This window comes from Pelagimonas phthalicica, from assembly GCF_004364805.1.
GTDB classification, from domain to species: domain Bacteria; phylum Pseudomonadota; class Alphaproteobacteria; order Rhodobacterales; family Rhodobacteraceae; genus Pelagimonas; species Pelagimonas phthalicica.
On sequence record NZ_SOAP01000011.1, the window covers coordinates 1 to 17,752 of the forward strand.

The following is a 17,752-nucleotide window of genomic DNA, read 5'->3' on the forward strand; positions in this document are numbered from 1 at the left end:
CTGATCCAATGGGCCCCCGGCCTGCCCAAAACCCGCTCCGGCAAAATCATGCGCCGCATCCTGCGCAAAATCGCCGAAAACGACTACGGCAGCCTCGGCGACACATCCACACTCGCTGACCCAAGCGTGGTCGATGAGCTCGTGGACAACCGCATGAACCGGGAGGCCTAAGCGATGGATGGCACAACCACCCTCGCCGCTCCGGTCCTGATCCTGCTTGGCCCCCCCGGGGCCGGCAAAGGCACTCAGGCGCGGATGCTGGAAGACGCGTTCGGCTTTGTTCAACTCTCGACCGGTGACCTTTTGCGCGCAGCCGTCGCCGCGGGCACCGAAGCTGGCAAACAAGCCAAGGCCGTCATGGAAGCCGGAGACCTGGTGAGCGACGAGATCGTCATCGCCATCCTGCGCGATCGCTTGATGGATACAGATTGCGCCAAGGGCGTGATCCTGGACGGTTTCCCACGCACCACGGTGCAGGCCCAGGCCCTGGATCGCCTGCTTGAGGAAAGCGGGCAGCGCATCAACGCGGCCATCAGCCTTGAGGTGGATGACGCGGCCATGGTGACCCGGATTTCCGGTCGCTACACCTGCGGCAGCTGCGGCGAAGGCTATCACGACACGTTCAAACAGCCAAAACAGGCCGGGGTTTGCGACAATTGCGGTGGCACGGAGATGAAGCGCCGTGCCGACGACAATGCCGAAACCGTGGCCAGCCGTCTGGAAGCATACCACGCCCAGACCGCACCGCTGATTGACTACTACAAAGCCCAAGGCGCGCTGAAAGGCGTCGCTGCCATGGGGGAGATCAAACAGATCGCCGCCGAGATGGGCGCAATTGTTCGGGGCGCTGTCGCTTAAGCGAGGGCAACCTGGCGCCCCTTGGGACGGGGGGCGCAGCAATGCTTGCCACGGGCAAGCGCAATGGAGGAAGAGGAGGACCCGCATGACGGATCACACATCTCAAAACGCGCAAAGCGCCGAAAAGTCCGATCAGGGCTATTGGGCGGCGAATGTGCGCATCATTCTGATCAGCCTGGTTATCTGGGCCGTGGTCAGCTTTGGCTTTGGCATCATCCTGCGCCCGCTGTTGAGCGGCATTACGGTTGGCGGCACTGATCTGGGCTTTTGGTTTGCTCAGCAGGGCTCGATCCTGGTCTTCTTGGGCCTGATCTTTTTCTACGCCTGGCGGATGAACAAGCTGGATAAAGAATTCGGGGTAGAGGAATAATCCATGGACCAGTTTACCATCAACCTGCTGTTTGTTGGCGCGTCCTTTGCGCTCTACATCGGCATCGCGATCTGGGCCCGTGCCGGTTCCACATCGGAATTCTACGCTGCGGGTCGCGGCGTTCACCCTGTCACCAACGGTATGGCCACAGCTGCTGACTGGATGTCGGCGGCTTCGTTCATTTCGATGGCGGGCCTGATTGCCTTTACCGGCTATGACAACTCGTCCTTCCTGATGGGTTGGACCGGTGGCTATGTTCTGCTGGCTCTGCTGCTTGCGCCTTACCTGCGTAAGTTCGGCAAGTTCACCGTGTCGGAATTCATCGGCGACCGTTTCTACAGCTCGACCGCACGCGTTGTTGCTGTGATCTGTCTGATCGTGGCGTCGACCACCTATGTTATCGGTCAGATGACCGGCGTGGGCGTGGCCTTTGGCCGTTTCCTTGAGATCTCCAACTTCTGGGGGCTGATCATCGGTGCGGGCGTTGTGTTTGCTTATGCGGTTCTGGGCGGCATGAAGGGTGTGACCTACACCCAGGTTGCGCAGTACTGCGTTCTGATCATGGCTTACACCATCCCGGCGATCTTTATCTCGCTGCAGCTGACCGGCACTCCGGTTCCGGCTTTGGGTCTGTTTGGGGATCACGTTGCCTCGGGTGAGCCTTTGCTGGCGAAACTGGATGCAGTCGTGGCCGAGCTGGGCTTTAACGAATACACAGCGCATCACGCCGACACCTTCAACATGGTGCTCTTCACCCTGTCGCTGATGATCGGTACTGCGGGTCTGCCCCACGTAATCATGCGCTTCTTTACAGTGCCACGTGTTGCTGACGCCCGTTGGTCCGCTGGCTGGACACTGGTCTTTATCGCCCTGCTGTACCTCACCGCCCCTGCGGTTGGTGCCATGGCGCGCCTGAACATCACTGAAATGATGTGGCCAAATGGGGCCGCTGGTGAGCCTGTCTCCGTGGAAACCATCGCAGATGACGAAAAGTACAACTGGATGGCAACATGGCAGAAAACCGGCCTGCTGGGCTGGGAAGACAAGAATGGCGACGGCCGTATCGCATACTTCAACGAGAAAGATGCCGATACCGTTGCCAAGATGGAAGCTGCTGGCTGGGGTTCCGAAAACGAGCTGACCAAGTTCAACCGCGATATCCTGGTTCTGGCCAACCCAGAAATCGCCAACCTACCGGGTTGGGTGATCGGTCTGGTCGCGGCGGGTGGTCTTGCGGCTGCTCTGTCGACTGCGGCGGGTCTGCTTCTGGCGATCTCGACCGCTGTGTCTCACGACCTCATGAAGGGTCAGCTGACCCCAAATATCTCTGAGAAGAACGAGCTGCTCTCGGCCCGTATCGCCATGGCCGTGGCCATCGTGATCGCGACCATCTTGGGTCTCAACCCTCCGGGCTTTGCGGCGCAAACGGTTGCTCTGGCCTTTGGTCTGGCGGCGGCCTCGATCTTCCCGGCACTGATGATGGGCATCTTTACCAAGGTGAACAACAAAGGCGCTGTTGCAGGTATGTTGGCAGGTCTGACCGTGACCCTGATCTACATCTTCCTGCACAAGGGCTGGTTGTTCATTCCGGGCACCAACAGCTTCACCGATGCTGATCCGCTGCTCGGCACCATCAAATCCACCTCCTTCGGTGCGATTGGTGCTCTGGTGAACTTCTGTGTTGCCTTCACCGTTTCCAAATTCACCGCTCCGATCCCAACCGAGATCGAAGACCTGGTGGAAAGCGTCCGTGTCCCCCGCGGTGCTGGTGCGGCAGTCGAAGGCCACTAAGACAGGGTGACATTGCTGTGCTCCCATTCGGCAATGTCATTCAAAATGAGGCGGGGTATCGCAAGGTACCTCGCCTCTTTGCAATCTGGGCCAGCCCGCCCAGAACCGGATTGATCTTTGCCATACATCAAGGTCCGCTGCCCTTTGTATTGCTAAGACCAGACCACCTGTTCCTTTGACATGAGTCTTGATGATGCCGCTTGATACCCCGTCACTTGCCCGTTTCCTGAGTGCCGTTCACCCCTATGACGCCTTGTCTGAGGAGACCATGAACGCGCTTTTGCCCTGTTTTGAGGCACGGGCCTATGCCGAGGGGGAAGTTATCTATGAGCTCGGGAGCGAGCTGGAAGGGTTGTTTTTGATCCATGAGGGGCAAGTCGAGATCCGCGATGGCAATGACGTGCCCGTCTCACTGCTCAGCCGTAGAAATTCCTTTGGTGAGAGGGGCTTGCTGCGCGAAGGGGCCGCCGTCACCTCGGCCAAAGCGACAAGCGACTGCCAATTGGTGATCCTGCCCCGGGCCGACTTCCATGTGCTCTTGGATCAGGAAGAAGCCGCGCGAAAATTCTTTGATCGCTCACGAACGGCCAAACCGCAAAAGGCGGATCTGGCCACCTCTCGGGTTGAAGTGTTGATGGCCCCTGCCCCCTTGACCTGCCCCGCCGGAACCACGGTGCGCGAGGCGGCACAGATCATGCATTCACGCCATATCTCATCCGTTTGCATCACCGATGGTCCGGCATTGTTGGGCATCGCAACGATCCGTGACCTGTCTGGCAAGGTTGTTGGCGGCGCTTTGCCCTTTGACACACCAATTTCCGAAATCATGACGCCCAATCCGGTCACACTGTCCCCGTCAGATATCGGGTCAGACGTCTTGCACATGATGATGGAGCGCAAGATCGGCCATGTGCCTGTCACTGACGCTGGCAAACTGGTGGGTATCGTGACCCAGACCGATTTGACGCGCTTTCAGGCGGTCAGCTCGGCTGAGCTGGTCTCGGAAATCGCACATGCGCCAGATGCGGACAGTATGGCCGAGGTCACCGCGCGCATCCCGCAATTGCTGTTGCAACTGGTCGCCGGTGGCAATCGCCATGAGGTGGTCACCCGGCTGATCACAGACATTGCCGACACCGCCACCCGCCGTCTTTTGGCACTGGCAGAGGCCGAATTCGGCCCGCCCCCGGTGCCCTATCTCTGGCTGGCCTGCGGATCGCAAGGGCGCCAGGAACAGACCGGGGTCTCGGATCAGGACAACTGCATCATCATTGATGACGCGGTTGACGAAAGCCAGTTGCCCTATTTTGCCCAGCTGGCAGAGTTTGTGTGCAAGGGGCTCGATACCTGCGGCTATGTGTTTTGCCCCGGCGATATGATGGCCTCAAATCCGCGTTGGTGTCAGCCACTGCAAGTCTGGCGCGATTATTTCACCAATTGGGTCGACAAACCTTCGCCCGAGGCACAGATGCTCGCCTCGGTCATGTTTGATCTGCGCCCGATTGGCGGCACCATGAGCCTGTTTGAACAATTGCAAGAAGACACGCTGGACATGGCCAGCCGCAACTCGATCTTTGTGGCGCATATGATCAGCAACTCACTGAAACATACGCCGCCTTTGGGGCTGCTGCGCGGCTTTGCGACCATCCGGTCCGGCGAGCATAAGAACCAGTTGGACCTGAAACATAACGGCGTTGTTCCCGTCGTGGATCTGGGCCGCGTCTATGCGCTGCAAGGCCGCCTGACCGAGGCCAACACCCGCGCCCGGCTTGAGGCGGCGATGGCGGCGGGCGTGCTAAGCCAAGCTGGTGGACAGGACCTGTTGGATGCCTATGACCTGATCGCCGAAACACGGCTGGAGCATCAGGCTGCGCAGGTCAAATCGGGCGAGGCCCCAGACAATTACCTGGCTCCGGCCGATCTGTCGGATTTCGAACGCAGTCACTTGCGCGACGCTTTTGTGGTGGTGAAGTCCCTGCAATCGGCGCTAGGACATGGGAAGGGAATGTTCGGGTGAGGCAAAACCAAATTCCGTTCACGGAATTTGCAAAATCCATCGATGGATTTTGGTTGCGCACCCGGTGAGGAGAATGAGCGAAACACAGGTTTCGCAGGAGGGGAGGATATATGTTTCTGGAATTGATCGCGGTGTTTGTGGCCGGGTTCGCCGGAGCCGGTGTCATGATGCTTTTGGCGAAGCTGTCTGGCGGGCGTTTGCCGCGCTGGTTGATCCCCGTCGGCGCAGGCGCTGCCATGCTCGCCGCTGGCATTTCCAGCGAATATAGCTGGTATGCCCGCACCTCAGCCAATCTACCCGAGGGTATCGAAATCGCCCAAACCGGGGACAGCAAAGCCATCTGGCGCCCCTGGACCCATGTCTTTCCAATGGTAGACCGGTTTGTTGCTGCCGATACCGGCAACATGAAGGCCAACACAGAAACCGCAGGCCTGTTCCTCGCAGACCTCTATTTCTTTGGCCGTTGGAAACCAGTTCAAGTCGTTGAAATCATGGTTGATTGCCCCAATGGCCGCCGAGCTGATCCTGCCCTGGGCGATGGGTCAGACCCGGTTTGGCGTGATGTCGGCGCGGCAGATCCAATTGTGAAAACCATTTGCAAAGGCGCGTGAGCCATGTTCGCCAATCTCAGCCTTCGCTTACGCATATTCCTGTTCTTTTGCCTCATCGCCATTGGCAGCACCGGGCTTGTTCTGATTGCGCTTTGGGTCGGTCATGCACGCGTCGCTGCATCCAGCGTGACAGACGGTTTCATCTTTGCAGGCATCCTATCCATTCTGGGCACGGTCGCCTTAACGGCTGGGATCTGGCTGCTTTTTGATGAAAACGTCGCCAAACCGATTGAAAAACTCGCCGCCGATATGCGCAGCCGCGCCCATGCGGGCGTCGCGACCAAAGTCGACACCGAGGCAGCGCGTTATTTGGGAGACCTCGCCCCAGCGGCCAACGCGGTTGCCTCGGCCCTAAGCGAAACGACCCTGCAAACCGCACAAAAGGTCGCCGCCGAAACCGAGCGCCTGAATGCTGAAAAAGCCCGCCTGACCGCCCTGCTCACCGAAATCCCTGTCGCAACCATCCTGGTCAATATCCATGACCAGATCGTTCTCTATGACGGCCAGGCCGCCGAGGTTCTTTCGCAACTCGCGCCCCCACGGCTCAACGCCCCGATGAGCGACTATTTTGACCCGGCGGCGCTCTCCTCTGCCAAACGCAAAATGCAAAAGACTGGCAAAGACGTGGATTTCACCGCCCAGGGCAACACCCATGACCAAAGCTTTGACGCGCGCATGAAACCCATGGATGGCGGCGGCTATATGCTGGTGATCAATGCCGAACACGTCAATCTCACCCCGGATGCGGCGCGCCCACTGGTCTATGATTTCGACCTAATGGATCGCAACACTGGCTCCTGGGATGCCGATACCCCGCTTGGCGATCTGACCTATGCGGTGTTTGACACCGAAACCACCGGCCTGCTGCCCCACAAAGACGAGATCGTGCAAATTGGGGCCGTTCGCGTGGTGAATGGGCGGATTGTGGCGGGTGAACGTCTGGATCAACTGGTCAATCCGGGCTGCCCGATCCCGCCTGCGTCAACCAAGGTGCATCACGTCACCGATGCCATGGTCCAGAACGCTCCGGACATTGGCAAGGCGGGTGTGCTGTTTCACAGCTTTGCTTCCAATTCGGTGATCGTCGCCCATAATGCGCCCTTTGACATGGCCTTTCTGCACCGTCACAAGGCCAGGATGGACGTCGAGTGGGATCATCCCATACTCGACACTGTGCTCCTGTCGGCGGTGCTGTTTGGCGCGTCTCAGACCCACACGTTGGATGCCCTATGCGACCGGCTCGAAGTCACGATCCCACCGGAGCTGCGCCACACCGCCCTTGGGGATGCGCAGGCCACGGCCGAAGTTCTGGTCCGCATGTTGCCGATGCTGGCAGCGCGCGGTTTGACCACCTTTGGCGCGGTCCTGACAGAGACCCGCCGCCACAGCCGCTTGCTCGAAGATTTGAACTGAAGCCCCTGCGGGACAATAGAAAACACCCCTGCGGGATGGTGGGTGGGGCGAGGCTCGCTTGCGAGCCAGCGTCACCCCATCCCGCGATCAGCGCTGTGGCAGGCGTACCGCTGCGTCCAAACGAATGGTCGTGCCATTCAGATAGGGGTTTTCGCAAATCTGGCAAACCATTTGGGCATATTCCGCTGGATCCCCCAGACGATGCGGGAACGGAATATTAGCCACGATCCCATCGGTCACCTCCTGCGGCAAGCCTTCCATCATCGGCGTGTTGAACAGGCCAGGTGCAATCGCCATCACGCGCACCCCTTGCTTGGCCATTTCCCGAGCTGCCGGCAGGCACATGGCGGCAATCGCCCCTTTTGACGCGGAATAGGCCGATTGGCCAAACTGCCCGTCCTGGTAGGCAATCGAAGCCGTATTGATCACAACGCCTCGCTCACCCGTCTCAAGCGCCTCCTGTTCCATCATCGCCCGGGCCGCGTAGGACATCACGTTGAACGTGCCGATCAGGTTCACGCGAATGGTTTGCTCAAACGCATCAATCGACAGCGCCCCTTCTCGCCCAACGATACGCTTTGCCGGCGCAATGCCTGCACAATTCACTGCAATCCGAGGCTTGCCCAAGGCGTCGATCACCCCATCAAACGCCGCTGCGACCGAGCTTTCATCACCGACATCGGTTTTGAAACTGACGCCACCAATGTCCTGGGCCGTGCGCGCGCCGCCCGCCTCGTCGAAATCCAGGATTGCCACCTTGGCCCCTTGCGCCGCGAGCCGCCGTGCCGTGGCCTCGCCCAACCCACTGGCTCCTCCTGTGACAACTGCCACCTGTCCTTTGATCTCCATGACACCCCTCCTCTGTGCATCCGGGCGCGCCCAAGGTTTCGATCAGGATCAAAGTCCTAGGCGCACCAATTGATTTTGGAGAAGTAAATGAACAATTGTTCAAAAATGTCAATCAGGGTCCTCACCTCGATTTATCCAACGCCTTTTGAGAGGGGCACAGGGGTGCTGTCCAGCCAAGCGTGGAATACAGAAGATTAGCCTAACGAGGGTTGCAATGGAGCCCTGTCGAAAGGGCGTTTCCAATCGACAAATTTAATCTACGACATGTCGGTCGCAGCTGATCAAACCGCTCTCGTTTGATCGCCTTCAGTCACCATCACAGCTGGACGGTTCAGGTTTGTTTTGCCGCTGCAAGCGTAAATCTAGCCAGGTTTCACGAGGGATTTCGAGATCCGCTCCAACTGTTGTGACAGCAGCATCAAATGCGTCACCTGCCCGCCGGCAACTTCACCGGCCAGAGAGATCGCCGAGCTTTCGACAACTTTGGCGGCTTCAACCAAGTCAAAGGCTATATCCGAGACTTCGCGCACCACGGTTCGCTCGACGTCTTGAAAACCGACCGGATCACGTCCGCCGGATGCGCCTCCTGTCTTCAATCGCATGTCCTGCATTCCGTTCTATTCCTGTGAAAACACAAGCTTACCTACACGTCCCTGCAACACGGTCTTTGAGGGCAAGCCGCGTTGCCACCCGTTTTAGTTAACTCGTTTAAATTATTCACTCAAGTGTAAAATACACCTTTAGCGGGAAATTGTTTTACCTATCACCGCTAAAGGAATTTCAGGCGATTGTTACACAAGAGTTTAAATGGAAAGGTCACGGACCCGCTTTCTGAAACCGTTGCGGGCCCGCAACAATGAATCCGGGCGAGTCGCCGAGACCGCTAGGGATTTAAAGCAGGTGCCCCCTATTGAGAGGAGCGTTGCAACATGCCGAACAAGTCCCGCGGATCATCCGGGTCCGCCAACATGTCCAATTGAGTTGAGAACGGCGTTCCCTGAATGGCGCTCAGAACATAGCGCAGGGCGCTGAAATCCTCGATGGCAAAGCCAACGCTATCGAACAGGGTGATCTCCTTGTCGTTACGACGCCCAACGGTTTGACCAGTGATAACCTGCCATAGCTCGGTCACCGGGTGGTCTGGCTCCAACTGCTGGATCTCTCCTTCGATCCGCGTTTGCGGTGGATATTCGACGAAAATCTTGGACCGCATCAGGATATCACGGTGCAATTCGGTTTTGCCGGGACAGTCGCCGCCAATCGCGTTGATATGCACCCCGCTACCGACCATATTGTCGGTCAGAATGGTCGCATATTGCTTATCCGCCGTGCAGGTGGTGATGATCTGCGCCCCTTCCATGCTTTCCTCGCCCGAGGAACAGGACACAACCTTCAGCCCCTGCCCAGCAAGGTTTGCCGCGCATTTGGCGGTGGCGGCGGGGTCGACGTCGAACAGGCGCACCTCGTCGATGCCACAGATCGCCTTGAAGGCCAGGCATTGGAATTCCGCCTGCGCGCCATTGCCGATCATGGCCATGCTCTTGGCCCCTTTCGGTGCCAAATGACGCGCCGCCATGGCGCTGGTCGCGGCGGTGCGTAACGCAGTCAGCAGTGTCATTTCCGACAGCAGCTTGGGATAGCCGCTTTCGACATCTGCGAGCAGGCCAAAGGCCGTGACGGTTTGCAGCCCTTCCTTGGTGTTCTTGGGATGGCCATTGACATATTTGAACCCATACAACTCGCCATCAGAGGTCGGCATAAGCTCGATCACCCCGACATCGGAATGCGAGGCCACACGCGGGGTTTTGTCAAACAAGTCCCAGCGCTTGAAATCGGCCTCAATGGCGTCAGCCAGATCACACAAGAGCGTCTCAATGCCAATGTGATGGATCAGCCCCATCATATGATCGACCGAGACAAAGGGAACAAAGGCCAGGTCAGAAGGTTGAGGTGCCATAGTGGGAATCCTTAATAGCTGCGGGTCGCGCGGTCGAGAATGCGGCGGCCAAACAGGCTTGCCGTGAGATCGACCATCAGCCGCGCGGTGCGGCCTTTGACATCCAGAAACGGGTTGAGCTCGACCAGGTCGAGCGATGTGACCAGGCCGCTGTCATGCAGCAGCTCCATCACATGGTGGGCCTCGCGAAAGGTGGCCCCGCCGGGCACGGTGGTGCCCACGGCAGGGGCAATATCAGGTTCGATGAAATCAACGTCCAGGGAGACATGCAGCACCCCCTTGGCGGCCCGCACCCGGTCCAAAAAGGCGCGCAGCAAGGGGACAATGCCCAATTCGTCTATGGCGCGCATATCATGGGCGGTGACAGCACTGTCCTGCAACAAACGCCGCTCGTCCCCGTCGACGGAACGCAGCCCCAATATGCAGACATTTTCCGGATTGACCGGCACAGGAACCGGCCCGTTCAGATAGGCATCAAACCCCGGCAGCCCGCAGGCAAAGGCCAAGGGCGTGCCATGCAGGTTGCCGCTGGTCGTGGTGGCGAATGTGTTAAAATCCGCATGCGCATCCAGCCACAAAACAAAAAATGGTCGATCCTGTTCAGCAGCCGCAGCAGCATGGCCGGTCACGGTGCCCGCCGACAACGCATGATCCCCGCCCAGATAGATCGGCAAGGCATCCCCGCGCCCCAACCGTTTGGCATCCGCGTGCAAGGCGCGTGTCCAGCCCGCGACAACCTCCAACTCCTTGAGATGGGTGAACTCTGTCTTGGCATCTCGGGCGTCTTCGGGCTCTGCGTCGCCCATATCGGTGACCTCATGCCCCAGCGCCCGCAACTCTTCGACAAGGCCCGCCGTCCGATAGGCATCCGGCCCCATCACACATCCGCGCCGCCCTGTTCCGGCTTCGATGGGTGCCCCAAGCAAAACGATCTTGGTCATGCGGCCACCTCCTCAGGTCGCGGGCTGAGATGGATACCGGCAATGGTGCACCGCACCGACCCTCCGGCCAGTTCAATGGTCGGCATGCGCAACGGAACCAAGGTGACATGTTTTTCGATGCGGTCGCGTTGATCCTGAGTCAGAGCCTCAACAGCGCGTTCAGACATGGCCAACAATCTGCCGCCCCGCCCCCGCAACTCAATCGCATTGCCCGCAAAATGCCCGATCTGATCCGGTGTCAGGACAATGACATCACGCCCGCCGGTGGCAAGTCGATCCACCACCTCGGCCCGCCGCGCCCGATCCGGGATCATATCAGCGCCAATCAAGGCGAAGTCACTGGCGATGCACATTAAAACATTGGTGTGATAGATCGGCGCGCCATCAATGGTGATCGCGTCAAAAACCATCGGCTCATAATTGAAATGGGTGCAGAACCGTTCGAGCAAAACCTCGCTCGTGCGATTGGAGCGCGCGGCATAGACCACCCGTTCAAGGTGATCGATGGTCATGGCACCGGTGCCCTCCAGGAACAACCCGTCCTGTTCCAGCCCGGAATAATCAATGACGTCCTGCACGCGAAACCGCATTTTGAGGAAGTCGATCACATCGTGCCGCCGCTCTTTACGCCGGTTTTCGGCAAACATAGCGTGCAGCGCGACATGCCCGCCGCCATGAGTCGAAAACCAGTTGTTCGGAAAGACACTGTCCGGGGTATCGCTGCCAAGATCTTCGAACAAATGCACGCTGACACCATGCTGCCTCAGCACCGCGACGGCATCCGTGATTTCATTATAGGCCCGTTGAGAGACTTGCGCCTCACCATCAATAGCCTCGCTTTGAAAGGCATTATCCTTGGCCGTTTGAGCATTTGGCCTAAAGTGATGCGGGCGGATCATCACCACCGCCTCGGGGGCTTGCAACCAGCGCTGCGACATTTCCTAGTCCTGTTCCTTTTGGTGTTGGACCAAGTCTACAGACGGAAACTTAGCAAATCATATAGGCATGCCGAACAAATATGAAAGTCATATTTGACTAATTGAAAAGCAAGATTTAACAGATTGCCATGCAAAATCTTGATGACCTTGACCGCCGCCTTGTTGCCATCCTTCGCGAAGATGGGCGTGCCCCTATTTCAAAACTGGCGACGATTCTTGGCGTGACCCGGGCCACGGTTCAGGCGCGGCTGGATAAGCTGATCGATAGTGGCGCTGTACTGGGCTTTACAATTCGTGCCCGCCAGGAACATGGCCCCGATGGGGTGCATGCGATCATGTCGATTGAGGTTTCCGGTCATTCCACCACCGCCGTCATCCGCAAATTGCGAGGTATGCCCGAACTGCGCCAGTTGCATTCGACCAATGGCAAATGGGATCTTGTGGCACAAATCACCGCCGATAGCCTGCCGGATTTTGACCGTGTACTACGAGAAGTACGTCAGGTGCAGGGCATTACGAATAGCGAAACATCGATCCTGCTAAGCTCGGTTTGATCGCGACCAAGGGCCGTCAGGAATCAGGCACTGTTGCGAACAACAATCTCGCCATGAAACTGCGCAAGGTCCTGCCTGTCTTCCCCCTTTAAAACATCAATCAGCCCCGCCACCATAATGTCCAAGGGCTGGCGATAGGTGGTGAGTTGGTAATTCGGGCTTTGCGCCTGCGGGACGTCATCAAATCCGATGACGGCAATATCCTGAGGGACCCGCAGCCCCAGTTCAAACCGAATGGCGTCAATGGCCCCGATGGCGATGGCGTCATTCTCGCAGACCAAAACATCCGGCAAATCCCGCTCTTCGCGCCCTAGCAAAAGATCCTTGGTATGAAGGTACGCGGCATTGGGATCGTATGAGCCCACGTCAGAGAATTCGGCGGGACGCCCGGTTGCCCCCTCCCAGTTCTTGAGGAAGGTTTCCTTGCGAATAACATGCGCAGAAACGGTCTGTGGACCAGCCAGAAAGATCGGGTGTTTATACCCTTTATCCAAGACATATTGGCAGATTTCGGACATGGCCGCGTGGTCGTCACAGCAAATGGATATCGTATTGGGATTGGCGGAATAACGCGCAAAAACAAGGAGTTTTCGGAGGCGGCGCGCACCCAGGGCCGTTGCCAGCCCCTTGTCGTCAAACCGGCTACCGATCAAAACCGCGGCGTCCACCCGGCGTTGGCTGGCGGTCATCAGAGCGACCGAAGCGTCATCTTCGCTGAGCGTGTTGACCAGCAGCGTATCCCAGCCCTCTTTGCGCAAAAGGCGTGTCAGCTTCTCTAGCATGACCAGCTTATGGGGGTTGGAAAAATCATCCACCAAAAGCGCAACAAGGTTGCTGCGATCCGAGGCCAGGCTAGAGGCCAGCAAATCCGGAGCATAGCCCAATTGCTCGGCGGCCTTCATGACTTTGAGGCGACTTTTTTCGGAAACCGAGGCGTCCTTTTTGAAGGCGCGCGTCACTGTCCAACGCGACACGCCCGCCAGTTCCGCCACATCATCCGCCGTTGCCGAAGCACCGATCTGTTTCGTGCTCATCCATCTGCCTCCCCTGTCGTTGTTTATCTCAGATCAGATGAAAGCGCCAGAGTTTTGCACGCGCGAGCAAAAACTTCTTGCTCGCGCGTGCAAAATTGCTCATCATGACCTCCAACAACAGATTCGAAGGGAGCGAACATGTTGAAAGTTGGACTATTGGGGGCGGGCCGCATCGGTGCGGTTCATGCCAAGGCCATTTCCAAACATCCCCAAAGCCAGCTTGTTGCAGTCTCGGATTATTACGAAGACGCAGCGCAGAAACTGGCATCGGAATTTGGCGCAGAGGCGCGCAGCACGGACGCAATCATTGCGGATACAAGCATCGATGCGGTGCTGATCGCGACATCCACCGACACGCATTCCGACCTGATCGAGGCCGCAACAGCCGCAGGCAAAGCCGTGCTTTGCGAAAAACCGGTTGATCTGAGCCTGGAGCGCGCCAAAGCCTGCCAGGCCAAAGTCGCGGAAACCGGCAAGCCGGTGATGATCGGTTTCAACCGTCGATTTGACCCAAATTTTGGCGCACTGAAACAGGCGGTTCAGGCCGGAGAAATCGGCAAGCCCGAACTGTTGTCGATCACCTCCTTCGACCCGGCCCCGCCCCCGGTGAGCTATGTCAAAGTGTCGGGCGGTTTGTTCCGCGACATGATGATTCACGATTTTGACATGGCCAATTTCATCATGGATGATCTGCCGGTTTCGATCTCGGCCATCGGCTCTTCGATCGTAGATCCCGAGATTGGGGCAGCTGGCGACATCGATACAGCCGCGGTCACCTTGACCTATGCGGATGGGCGCATTGCGGTGATCAAAAACTCGCGCCGCGCCGCCTATGGCTATGATCAACGGGTCGAACTGCTCGGCTCTGAGGGGCTTTTGCAAGCACAGAACATGTTGGAAAATACCGTTGTAAAATCGACAGTTGACGGCGTGACAGGCGCAAAACCGACCTATTTCTTTCTGGAAAGATACATGCCGGCCTATGAGGCGGAATGGAGCGCTTTTGTAGACGCCGTCACGACGAACGCCCCCTTCCCGGTCACGCTGGACGATGGCGTTTCCGCCCTGGCCATGGCCGAAGCCGCTGCGCGGTCACTGGAAACAGGGCAGCCAACAAAACTTTGAAAAGACTTTTTGAAACCGGTTGCAAAAATCTGAAAGTCGCTCAAAATAAGCACACCTGAGAAGAGGAAATCAGGTCAAAAGATTCGGTTCTGCCGAATATCGCGGGGGCAACCCCACCCAAAACAGAGGATCCCAAAGGGAGGAGATCTTATGAAGAACTTCATCAAAAGCGTGGTCGCTGCAACGGCGATTGCCGTAGCTGCTCCAGCTGTTGCACAGGACATCGTTGTTGTCTCGCACGGCCAGGCCAACGATGCATTCTGGAACGTCGTGAAGAACGGTGTTGAGCAGGCTGGTAAGGATACCGGCATCAATGTCGATTACCGCGCGCCGGAAACTTTTGACATGGTTGCCATGTCCCAGTTGATCGATGCGGCTGTGAACCAAGAGCCGGATGGCCTGATCGTTTCGATCCCTGACGCCGATGCGCTTGGCCCATCGATCGAACGTGCGGTCGCAGCTGGCATTCCGGTCATCTCCATCAACTCCGGCTCGGACGTCTCCAAGGGCCTGGGCGCTCTGTTGCATGTTGGTCAGGACGAATATGACGCCGGTAAAGCTGCTGGTGAAAAACTGGCCGGCATGGGCGGCAAGAGCGGCATCTGTGTGAACCACGAAGTAGGCAACGTCGCGCTCGACCTGCGCTGCCAAGGTTTCTCTGATGGCTTTGGTGGCTCAGTCACTGTTCTGCCAACCACCAACGATCCATCCGAGATCCAGTCCAAAGTTGCGGCTGCTCTGGCGGCTGACGAAAGCGTTGACACAGTCATGGCGCTGGGTGCTGGTACAGCGGGTGAACCTGCGGTTGCGGCAGCCAAAGCCTCTGGCCGTGACGTTGCGGTTGCCTCCTTCGACCTCTCCGCAAACTTCCTGCAATCCGTTGCAGATGGCGACGCGGCGTTTGCCATCGACCAGCAGCAGTACCTGCAAGGTTACCTGTCGGTTAACTTCATGGCGCTGCACGCCAAATTTGGCCTGATGCCTGGTGGCAACGTGCCTTCCGGTCCAAACCTGATCACCGCTGACAAAGCCGGTCAGGTTGTCGAGCTGTCTGCCAAAGGCATTCGCTGACATCTGCCCCACAAGGCAACATGACCAGGGGCGGCACCTATCGGGCCGCCCCATTTAAAACGGGAGGGAAAAATGAGCGACACGTCCCCAAACGTCGCGGATGAACGACTCAAGTCAGAGTCCTTTTTTGCAAAGTTGATGAAACGGCCCGAACTGGGCGCAATTGCCGGGGTGATCCTAGTTGTCATCTTCTTTGGACTGACGGCAGATGGATCCATGTTCAGCCTATCCGGCTTCATGAACTTCATGACACCTGCGTCGCAGCTTGGCATTCTGGCCATTGGCGCGGCCTTGCTGATGATCGGCGGTGAATTCGATCTGTCCATCGGGTCCATGGTGGCCTTTGCTGGCCTGTTCTTTGGCGTCTGCGTGGTGACCTGGGGTCTGCCACTGGTCTTTGCCATCCCTCTGACCTTCCTATTCGCGGCCTTTGTTGGTGGTATCAACGGGACCATCTGCATTCGCTCCGGCCTGCCCTCCTTTATTGTGACGCTGGCTTTCCTCTTTATCCTGCGCGGCCTGTCCCTTGTCGGGCTGAAAATGGCCACCGGCGGATCGACCCAATTGCGCGGCGTGCGTGACGCTGTGGAAAACGACTGGCTGGCCCCGCTGTTTTCCGGCGATGCCTTTCCCGGCCTGTTCACCTGGCTGGCCGAAACCGGCCTTGTCGCCACCTTCAAGAATGGATCCCCCAAGGTGCCCGGCATTCCAGTGGAAATCCTGTGGTTCATCGTGATTGCCCTGCTGGCAACCTATGTGCTGCTGCGCACCCCGGCCGGGAACTGGATCTTTGCCTCTGGTGGTGATCGCAACGCGGCTTCGAACTCCGGTGTTCCTGTTGATCGCGTCAAGATCTCGCTCTTTATGCTGACCGCCTGCTGTGCCGCCCTGGTCGCCATCATCACCGTGATGGACTCTGGCTCTACCGATGCGCGCCGCGGCTTCCAAAAAGAATTCGAAGCCATCATCGCGGCTGTTATCGGCGGTTGTCTTCTGACCGGCGGCTACGGCTCTGCCATCGGGGCGTTCTTTGGATCGATCATTTTTGGCATGGTTGTCATCGGCCTGACCTATACCGACTTTGATCAGGATTGGTTCCAGGTCTTCCTGGGAGGCATGCTGCTCATCGCCGTTCTGTTCAACAATGCGATCCGCAAACGTGTGACGGGGGAGCGCTGATATGACCGAAGATAGCAAATTCCACCATGGTGATGCGAATGATGCCGCACCCATCGTGCAGATGCAAAACATCGAAAAGCACTTTGGCAATATCATCGCTCTGGCCGGTGTCAGCTTTGACGTGAAACCGGGCGAATGCCACTGTCTATTGGGCGATAACGGGGCCGGAAAATCCACGTTTATCAAGACGATGTCGGGCGTTCATAAACCAACCAAAGGCGAGATCCTCTTTGAGGGCAAGCCAATGAACTTTAACACCCCGCGCGACGCCATGGAGGCAGGGATTGCGACGGTGTTTCAGGATCTGGCGATGATCCCGCTGATGAGCGTGACGCGCAACTTTTTCATGGGGCGCGAACCGACCAAGGGGTCCGGTATTCTGAAACGCTATGATGCGGACCACGCCAATGCGGTCGCCATGGAAGAGATGCGAAAAATGGGCATCAACCTGCGTGGCCCGGACCAGGCGGTTGGCACCCTGTCCGGTGGTGAGCGTCAAACGGTTGCCATTGCCCGAGCGGTCTATTTCGGGGCCAAGATCCTGATCCTGGACGAACCGACATCGGCTCTTGGTGTGCGCCAGACCTCCAATGTCTTGGCGACCATCGACAAGGTGCGCAACCAAGGCATTGGCGTGGTCTTTATCAGCCACAACGTGCGCCATGCTCTGGCGGTGGGTGACCGGTTTACCGTTCTGAACCGCGGCAAGACGCTGGGCACCGCCAAACGCGGCGAAATCACCCCTGAAGAATTGCAGGATCTCATGGCCGGTGGCCAGGAAATGGCGCAACTCGAAGGGTCTTTGGGCGGTACGGTTTAACCCGCCGCCATAGCAACTCTGGTCGCCGCAACAGGCGACCAGCTCTTTGCGGCAGAGGCCCCATGGCCCGCCGCACCTACGCACCCACATCTGGGGTCTCTAAAATTGAAAGGGTCAGCTGTGACTTCCCTTGATTTGATCACGATTGGCCGTAGTTCGGTTGATTTATATGGCGCTCAGATAGGTGGGCGGCTTGAGGATATGGGGTCTTTTGACAAATATAT

The 17,752-nt window shown here is 57.8% G+C and carries 17 protein-coding genes; 11 read left to right on the forward strand and 6 right to left on the reverse strand.

The features are described from left to right. Positions 1-174: 174 nt before the first annotated feature. The 6 genes from CLV87_RS23485 (at position 175) to CLV87_RS23510 (ending at position 7,060) form a co-directional block, all read left to right on the forward strand. Entirely contained in the window at positions 175-858 is a 684-nt protein-coding gene (locus CLV87_RS23485; protein WP_099249797.1) for an adenylate kinase, read from the forward strand. A gap of 85 nt (positions 859-943) precedes the next feature. After that, a complete protein-coding gene (locus CLV87_RS23490; RefSeq protein WP_099249794.1) occupies positions 944-1,228 on the forward strand; it encodes a DUF4212 domain-containing protein in 285 nt (94 codons plus the stop codon). Between the two features lie 3 nt (positions 1,229-1,231). After that, positions 1,232-3,019: a sodium:solute symporter family protein gene (locus CLV87_RS23495; protein WP_099249791.1), complete on the forward strand. Its 1,788-nt coding sequence runs from the start codon at positions 1,232-1,234 to the stop codon at positions 3,017-3,019. Between the two features lie 193 nt (positions 3,020-3,212). Continuing rightward, on the forward strand, positions 3,213-5,036 hold the full coding sequence (locus CLV87_RS23500) for a DUF294 nucleotidyltransferase-like domain-containing protein (RefSeq protein ID WP_099249798.1): 1,824 nt from the start codon (positions 3,213-3,215) through the stop codon (positions 5,034-5,036). 110 nt (positions 5,037-5,146) lie between these two features. Beyond that, a complete protein-coding gene (locus CLV87_RS23505) occupies positions 5,147-5,647 on the forward strand; it encodes a hypothetical protein (RefSeq protein WP_099249789.1) in 501 nt (166 codons plus the stop codon). Positions 5,648-5,650: 3 nt separating this feature from the next. Then, positions 5,651-7,060 (forward strand): 3'-5' exonuclease, encoded by a 1,410-nt coding sequence (locus CLV87_RS23510; protein ID WP_099249786.1) that lies wholly within the window; start codon positions 5,651-5,653, stop codon positions 7,058-7,060. 87 nt (positions 7,061-7,147) lie between these two features. Here the strand turns inward: CLV87_RS23510 and CLV87_RS23515 are convergent, their stop codons facing one another. From CLV87_RS23515 to ctlX, 5 genes are all read right to left on the reverse strand, one after another. Further along, positions 7,148-7,909: an SDR family oxidoreductase gene (locus CLV87_RS23515; protein ID WP_099249783.1), complete on the reverse strand. Its 762-nt coding sequence runs from the start codon at positions 7,907-7,909 to the stop codon at positions 7,148-7,150. 362 nt (positions 7,910-8,271) lie between these two features. Further along, positions 8,272-8,511: a hypothetical protein gene (locus tag CLV87_RS23520; protein ID WP_133840912.1), complete on the reverse strand. Its 240-nt coding sequence runs from the start codon at positions 8,509-8,511 to the stop codon at positions 8,272-8,274. 305 nt (positions 8,512-8,816) lie between these two features. Next, on the reverse strand, positions 8,817-9,866 hold the full coding sequence (locus CLV87_RS23525) for an ornithine cyclodeaminase (protein ID WP_099249778.1): 1,050 nt from the start codon (positions 9,864-9,866) through the stop codon (positions 8,817-8,819). 11 nt (positions 9,867-9,877) lie between these two features. Beyond that, the gene (rocF, locus tag CLV87_RS23530) at positions 9,878-10,807 is read right to left on the reverse strand and encodes an arginase (RefSeq protein WP_099249775.1); all 930 of its coding nucleotides are present in this window, start codon (positions 10,805-10,807) and stop codon (positions 9,878-9,880) included. Next, positions 10,804-11,745 carry a citrulline utilization hydrolase CtlX gene (gene ctlX / locus CLV87_RS23535; RefSeq protein ID WP_099249773.1) on the reverse strand — a complete coding sequence of 314 codons (942 nt, stop codon included), beginning with the start codon at positions 11,743-11,745 and terminating at the stop codon, positions 10,804-10,806. The genes rocF and ctlX overlap by 4 nt, the downstream gene beginning before the upstream one ends. Before the next feature lie 128 nt (positions 11,746-11,873). On the opposite strand from ctlX, the gene CLV87_RS23540 reads away from it, so the two are divergent. Further along, a complete protein-coding gene (locus tag CLV87_RS23540) occupies positions 11,874-12,299 on the forward strand; it encodes an Lrp/AsnC family transcriptional regulator (RefSeq protein ID WP_099249770.1) in 426 nt (141 codons plus the stop codon). A gap of 23 nt (positions 12,300-12,322) precedes the next feature. On the opposite strand, the gene CLV87_RS23545 is transcribed toward CLV87_RS23540, so the two are convergent. Next, entirely contained in the window at positions 12,323-13,333 is a 1,011-nt protein-coding gene (locus CLV87_RS23545) for a LacI family DNA-binding transcriptional regulator (protein WP_099249767.1), read from the reverse strand. A 138-nt stretch (positions 13,334-13,471) separates the two neighbouring features. Here CLV87_RS23545 and iolG point away from each other — a divergent pair, with 138 nt between their 5' ends. The 4 genes from iolG (at position 13,472) to CLV87_RS23565 (ending at position 17,528) form a co-directional block, all read left to right on the forward strand. Beyond that, on the forward strand, positions 13,472-14,458 hold the full coding sequence (iolG, locus tag CLV87_RS23550) for an inositol 2-dehydrogenase (protein WP_099249764.1): 987 nt from the start codon (positions 13,472-13,474) through the stop codon (positions 14,456-14,458). Positions 14,459-14,608: 150 nt separating this feature from the next. Next, the gene (locus CLV87_RS23555; protein ID WP_099249762.1) at positions 14,609-15,529 is read left to right on the forward strand and encodes a sugar ABC transporter substrate-binding protein; all 921 of its coding nucleotides are present in this window, start codon (positions 14,609-14,611) and stop codon (positions 15,527-15,529) included. A 72-nt stretch (positions 15,530-15,601) separates the two neighbouring features. Beyond that, entirely contained in the window at positions 15,602-16,708 is a 1,107-nt protein-coding gene (locus CLV87_RS23560) for an ABC transporter permease (RefSeq protein WP_099249759.1), read from the forward strand. Between the two features lies 1 nt (position 16,709). Continuing rightward, positions 16,710-17,528, forward strand: coding sequence for an ATP-binding cassette domain-containing protein (locus CLV87_RS23565; protein WP_099249756.1), 819 nt, complete (start codon positions 16,710-16,712; stop codon positions 17,526-17,528). Positions 17,529-17,752 lie beyond the last annotated feature (224 nt).

Excerpts from the sequence above, each read along its gene's own strand:
- CLV87_RS23495 (WP_099249791.1), top strand. The coding sequence starts at position 1,232 with ATGGACCAGTTTACCATCAACCTGCTGTTTGTTGGCGCGTCCTTTGCG.
- iolG (WP_099249764.1), top strand. The coding sequence starts at position 13,472 with ATGTTGAAAGTTGGACTATTGGGGGCGGGCCGCATCGGTGCGGTTCAT.
- CLV87_RS23545 (WP_099249767.1), bottom strand. The coding sequence starts at position 13,333 with ATGAGCACGAAACAGATCGGTGCTTCGGCAACGGCGGATGATGTGGCG.
- CLV87_RS23555 (WP_099249762.1), top strand. The coding sequence starts at position 14,609 with ATGAAGAACTTCATCAAAAGCGTGGTCGCTGCAACGGCGATTGCCGTA.
- CLV87_RS23525 (WP_099249778.1), bottom strand. The coding sequence starts at position 9,866 with ATGGCACCTCAACCTTCTGACCTGGCCTTTGTTCCCTTTGTCTCGGTC.
- CLV87_RS23505 (WP_099249789.1), top strand. The coding sequence starts at position 5,147 with ATGTTTCTGGAATTGATCGCGGTGTTTGTGGCCGGGTTCGCCGGAGCC.
- CLV87_RS23565 (WP_099249756.1), top strand. The coding sequence starts at position 16,710 with ATGACCGAAGATAGCAAATTCCACCATGGTGATGCGAATGATGCCGCA.
- CLV87_RS23560 (WP_099249759.1), top strand. The coding sequence starts at position 15,602 with ATGAGCGACACGTCCCCAAACGTCGCGGATGAACGACTCAAGTCAGAG.
- CLV87_RS23515 (WP_099249783.1), bottom strand. The coding sequence starts at position 7,909 with ATGGAGATCAAAGGACAGGTGGCAGTTGTCACAGGAGGAGCCAGTGGG.
- CLV87_RS23500 (WP_099249798.1), top strand. The coding sequence starts at position 3,213 with ATGCCGCTTGATACCCCGTCACTTGCCCGTTTCCTGAGTGCCGTTCAC.
- CLV87_RS23510 (WP_099249786.1), top strand. The coding sequence starts at position 5,651 with ATGTTCGCCAATCTCAGCCTTCGCTTACGCATATTCCTGTTCTTTTGC.
- CLV87_RS23540 (WP_099249770.1), top strand. The coding sequence starts at position 11,874 with ATGCAAAATCTTGATGACCTTGACCGCCGCCTTGTTGCCATCCTTCGC.
- ctlX (WP_099249773.1), bottom strand. The coding sequence starts at position 11,745 with ATGTCGCAGCGCTGGTTGCAAGCCCCCGAGGCGGTGGTGATGATCCGC.
- CLV87_RS23485 (WP_099249797.1), top strand. The coding sequence starts at position 175 with ATGGATGGCACAACCACCCTCGCCGCTCCGGTCCTGATCCTGCTTGGC.
- CLV87_RS23520 (WP_133840912.1), bottom strand. The coding sequence starts at position 8,511 with ATGCGATTGAAGACAGGAGGCGCATCCGGCGGACGTGATCCGGTCGGT.
- rocF (WP_099249775.1), bottom strand. The coding sequence starts at position 10,807 with ATGACCAAGATCGTTTTGCTTGGGGCACCCATCGAAGCCGGAACAGGG.
- CLV87_RS23490 (WP_099249794.1), top strand. The coding sequence starts at position 944 with ATGACGGATCACACATCTCAAAACGCGCAAAGCGCCGAAAAGTCCGAT.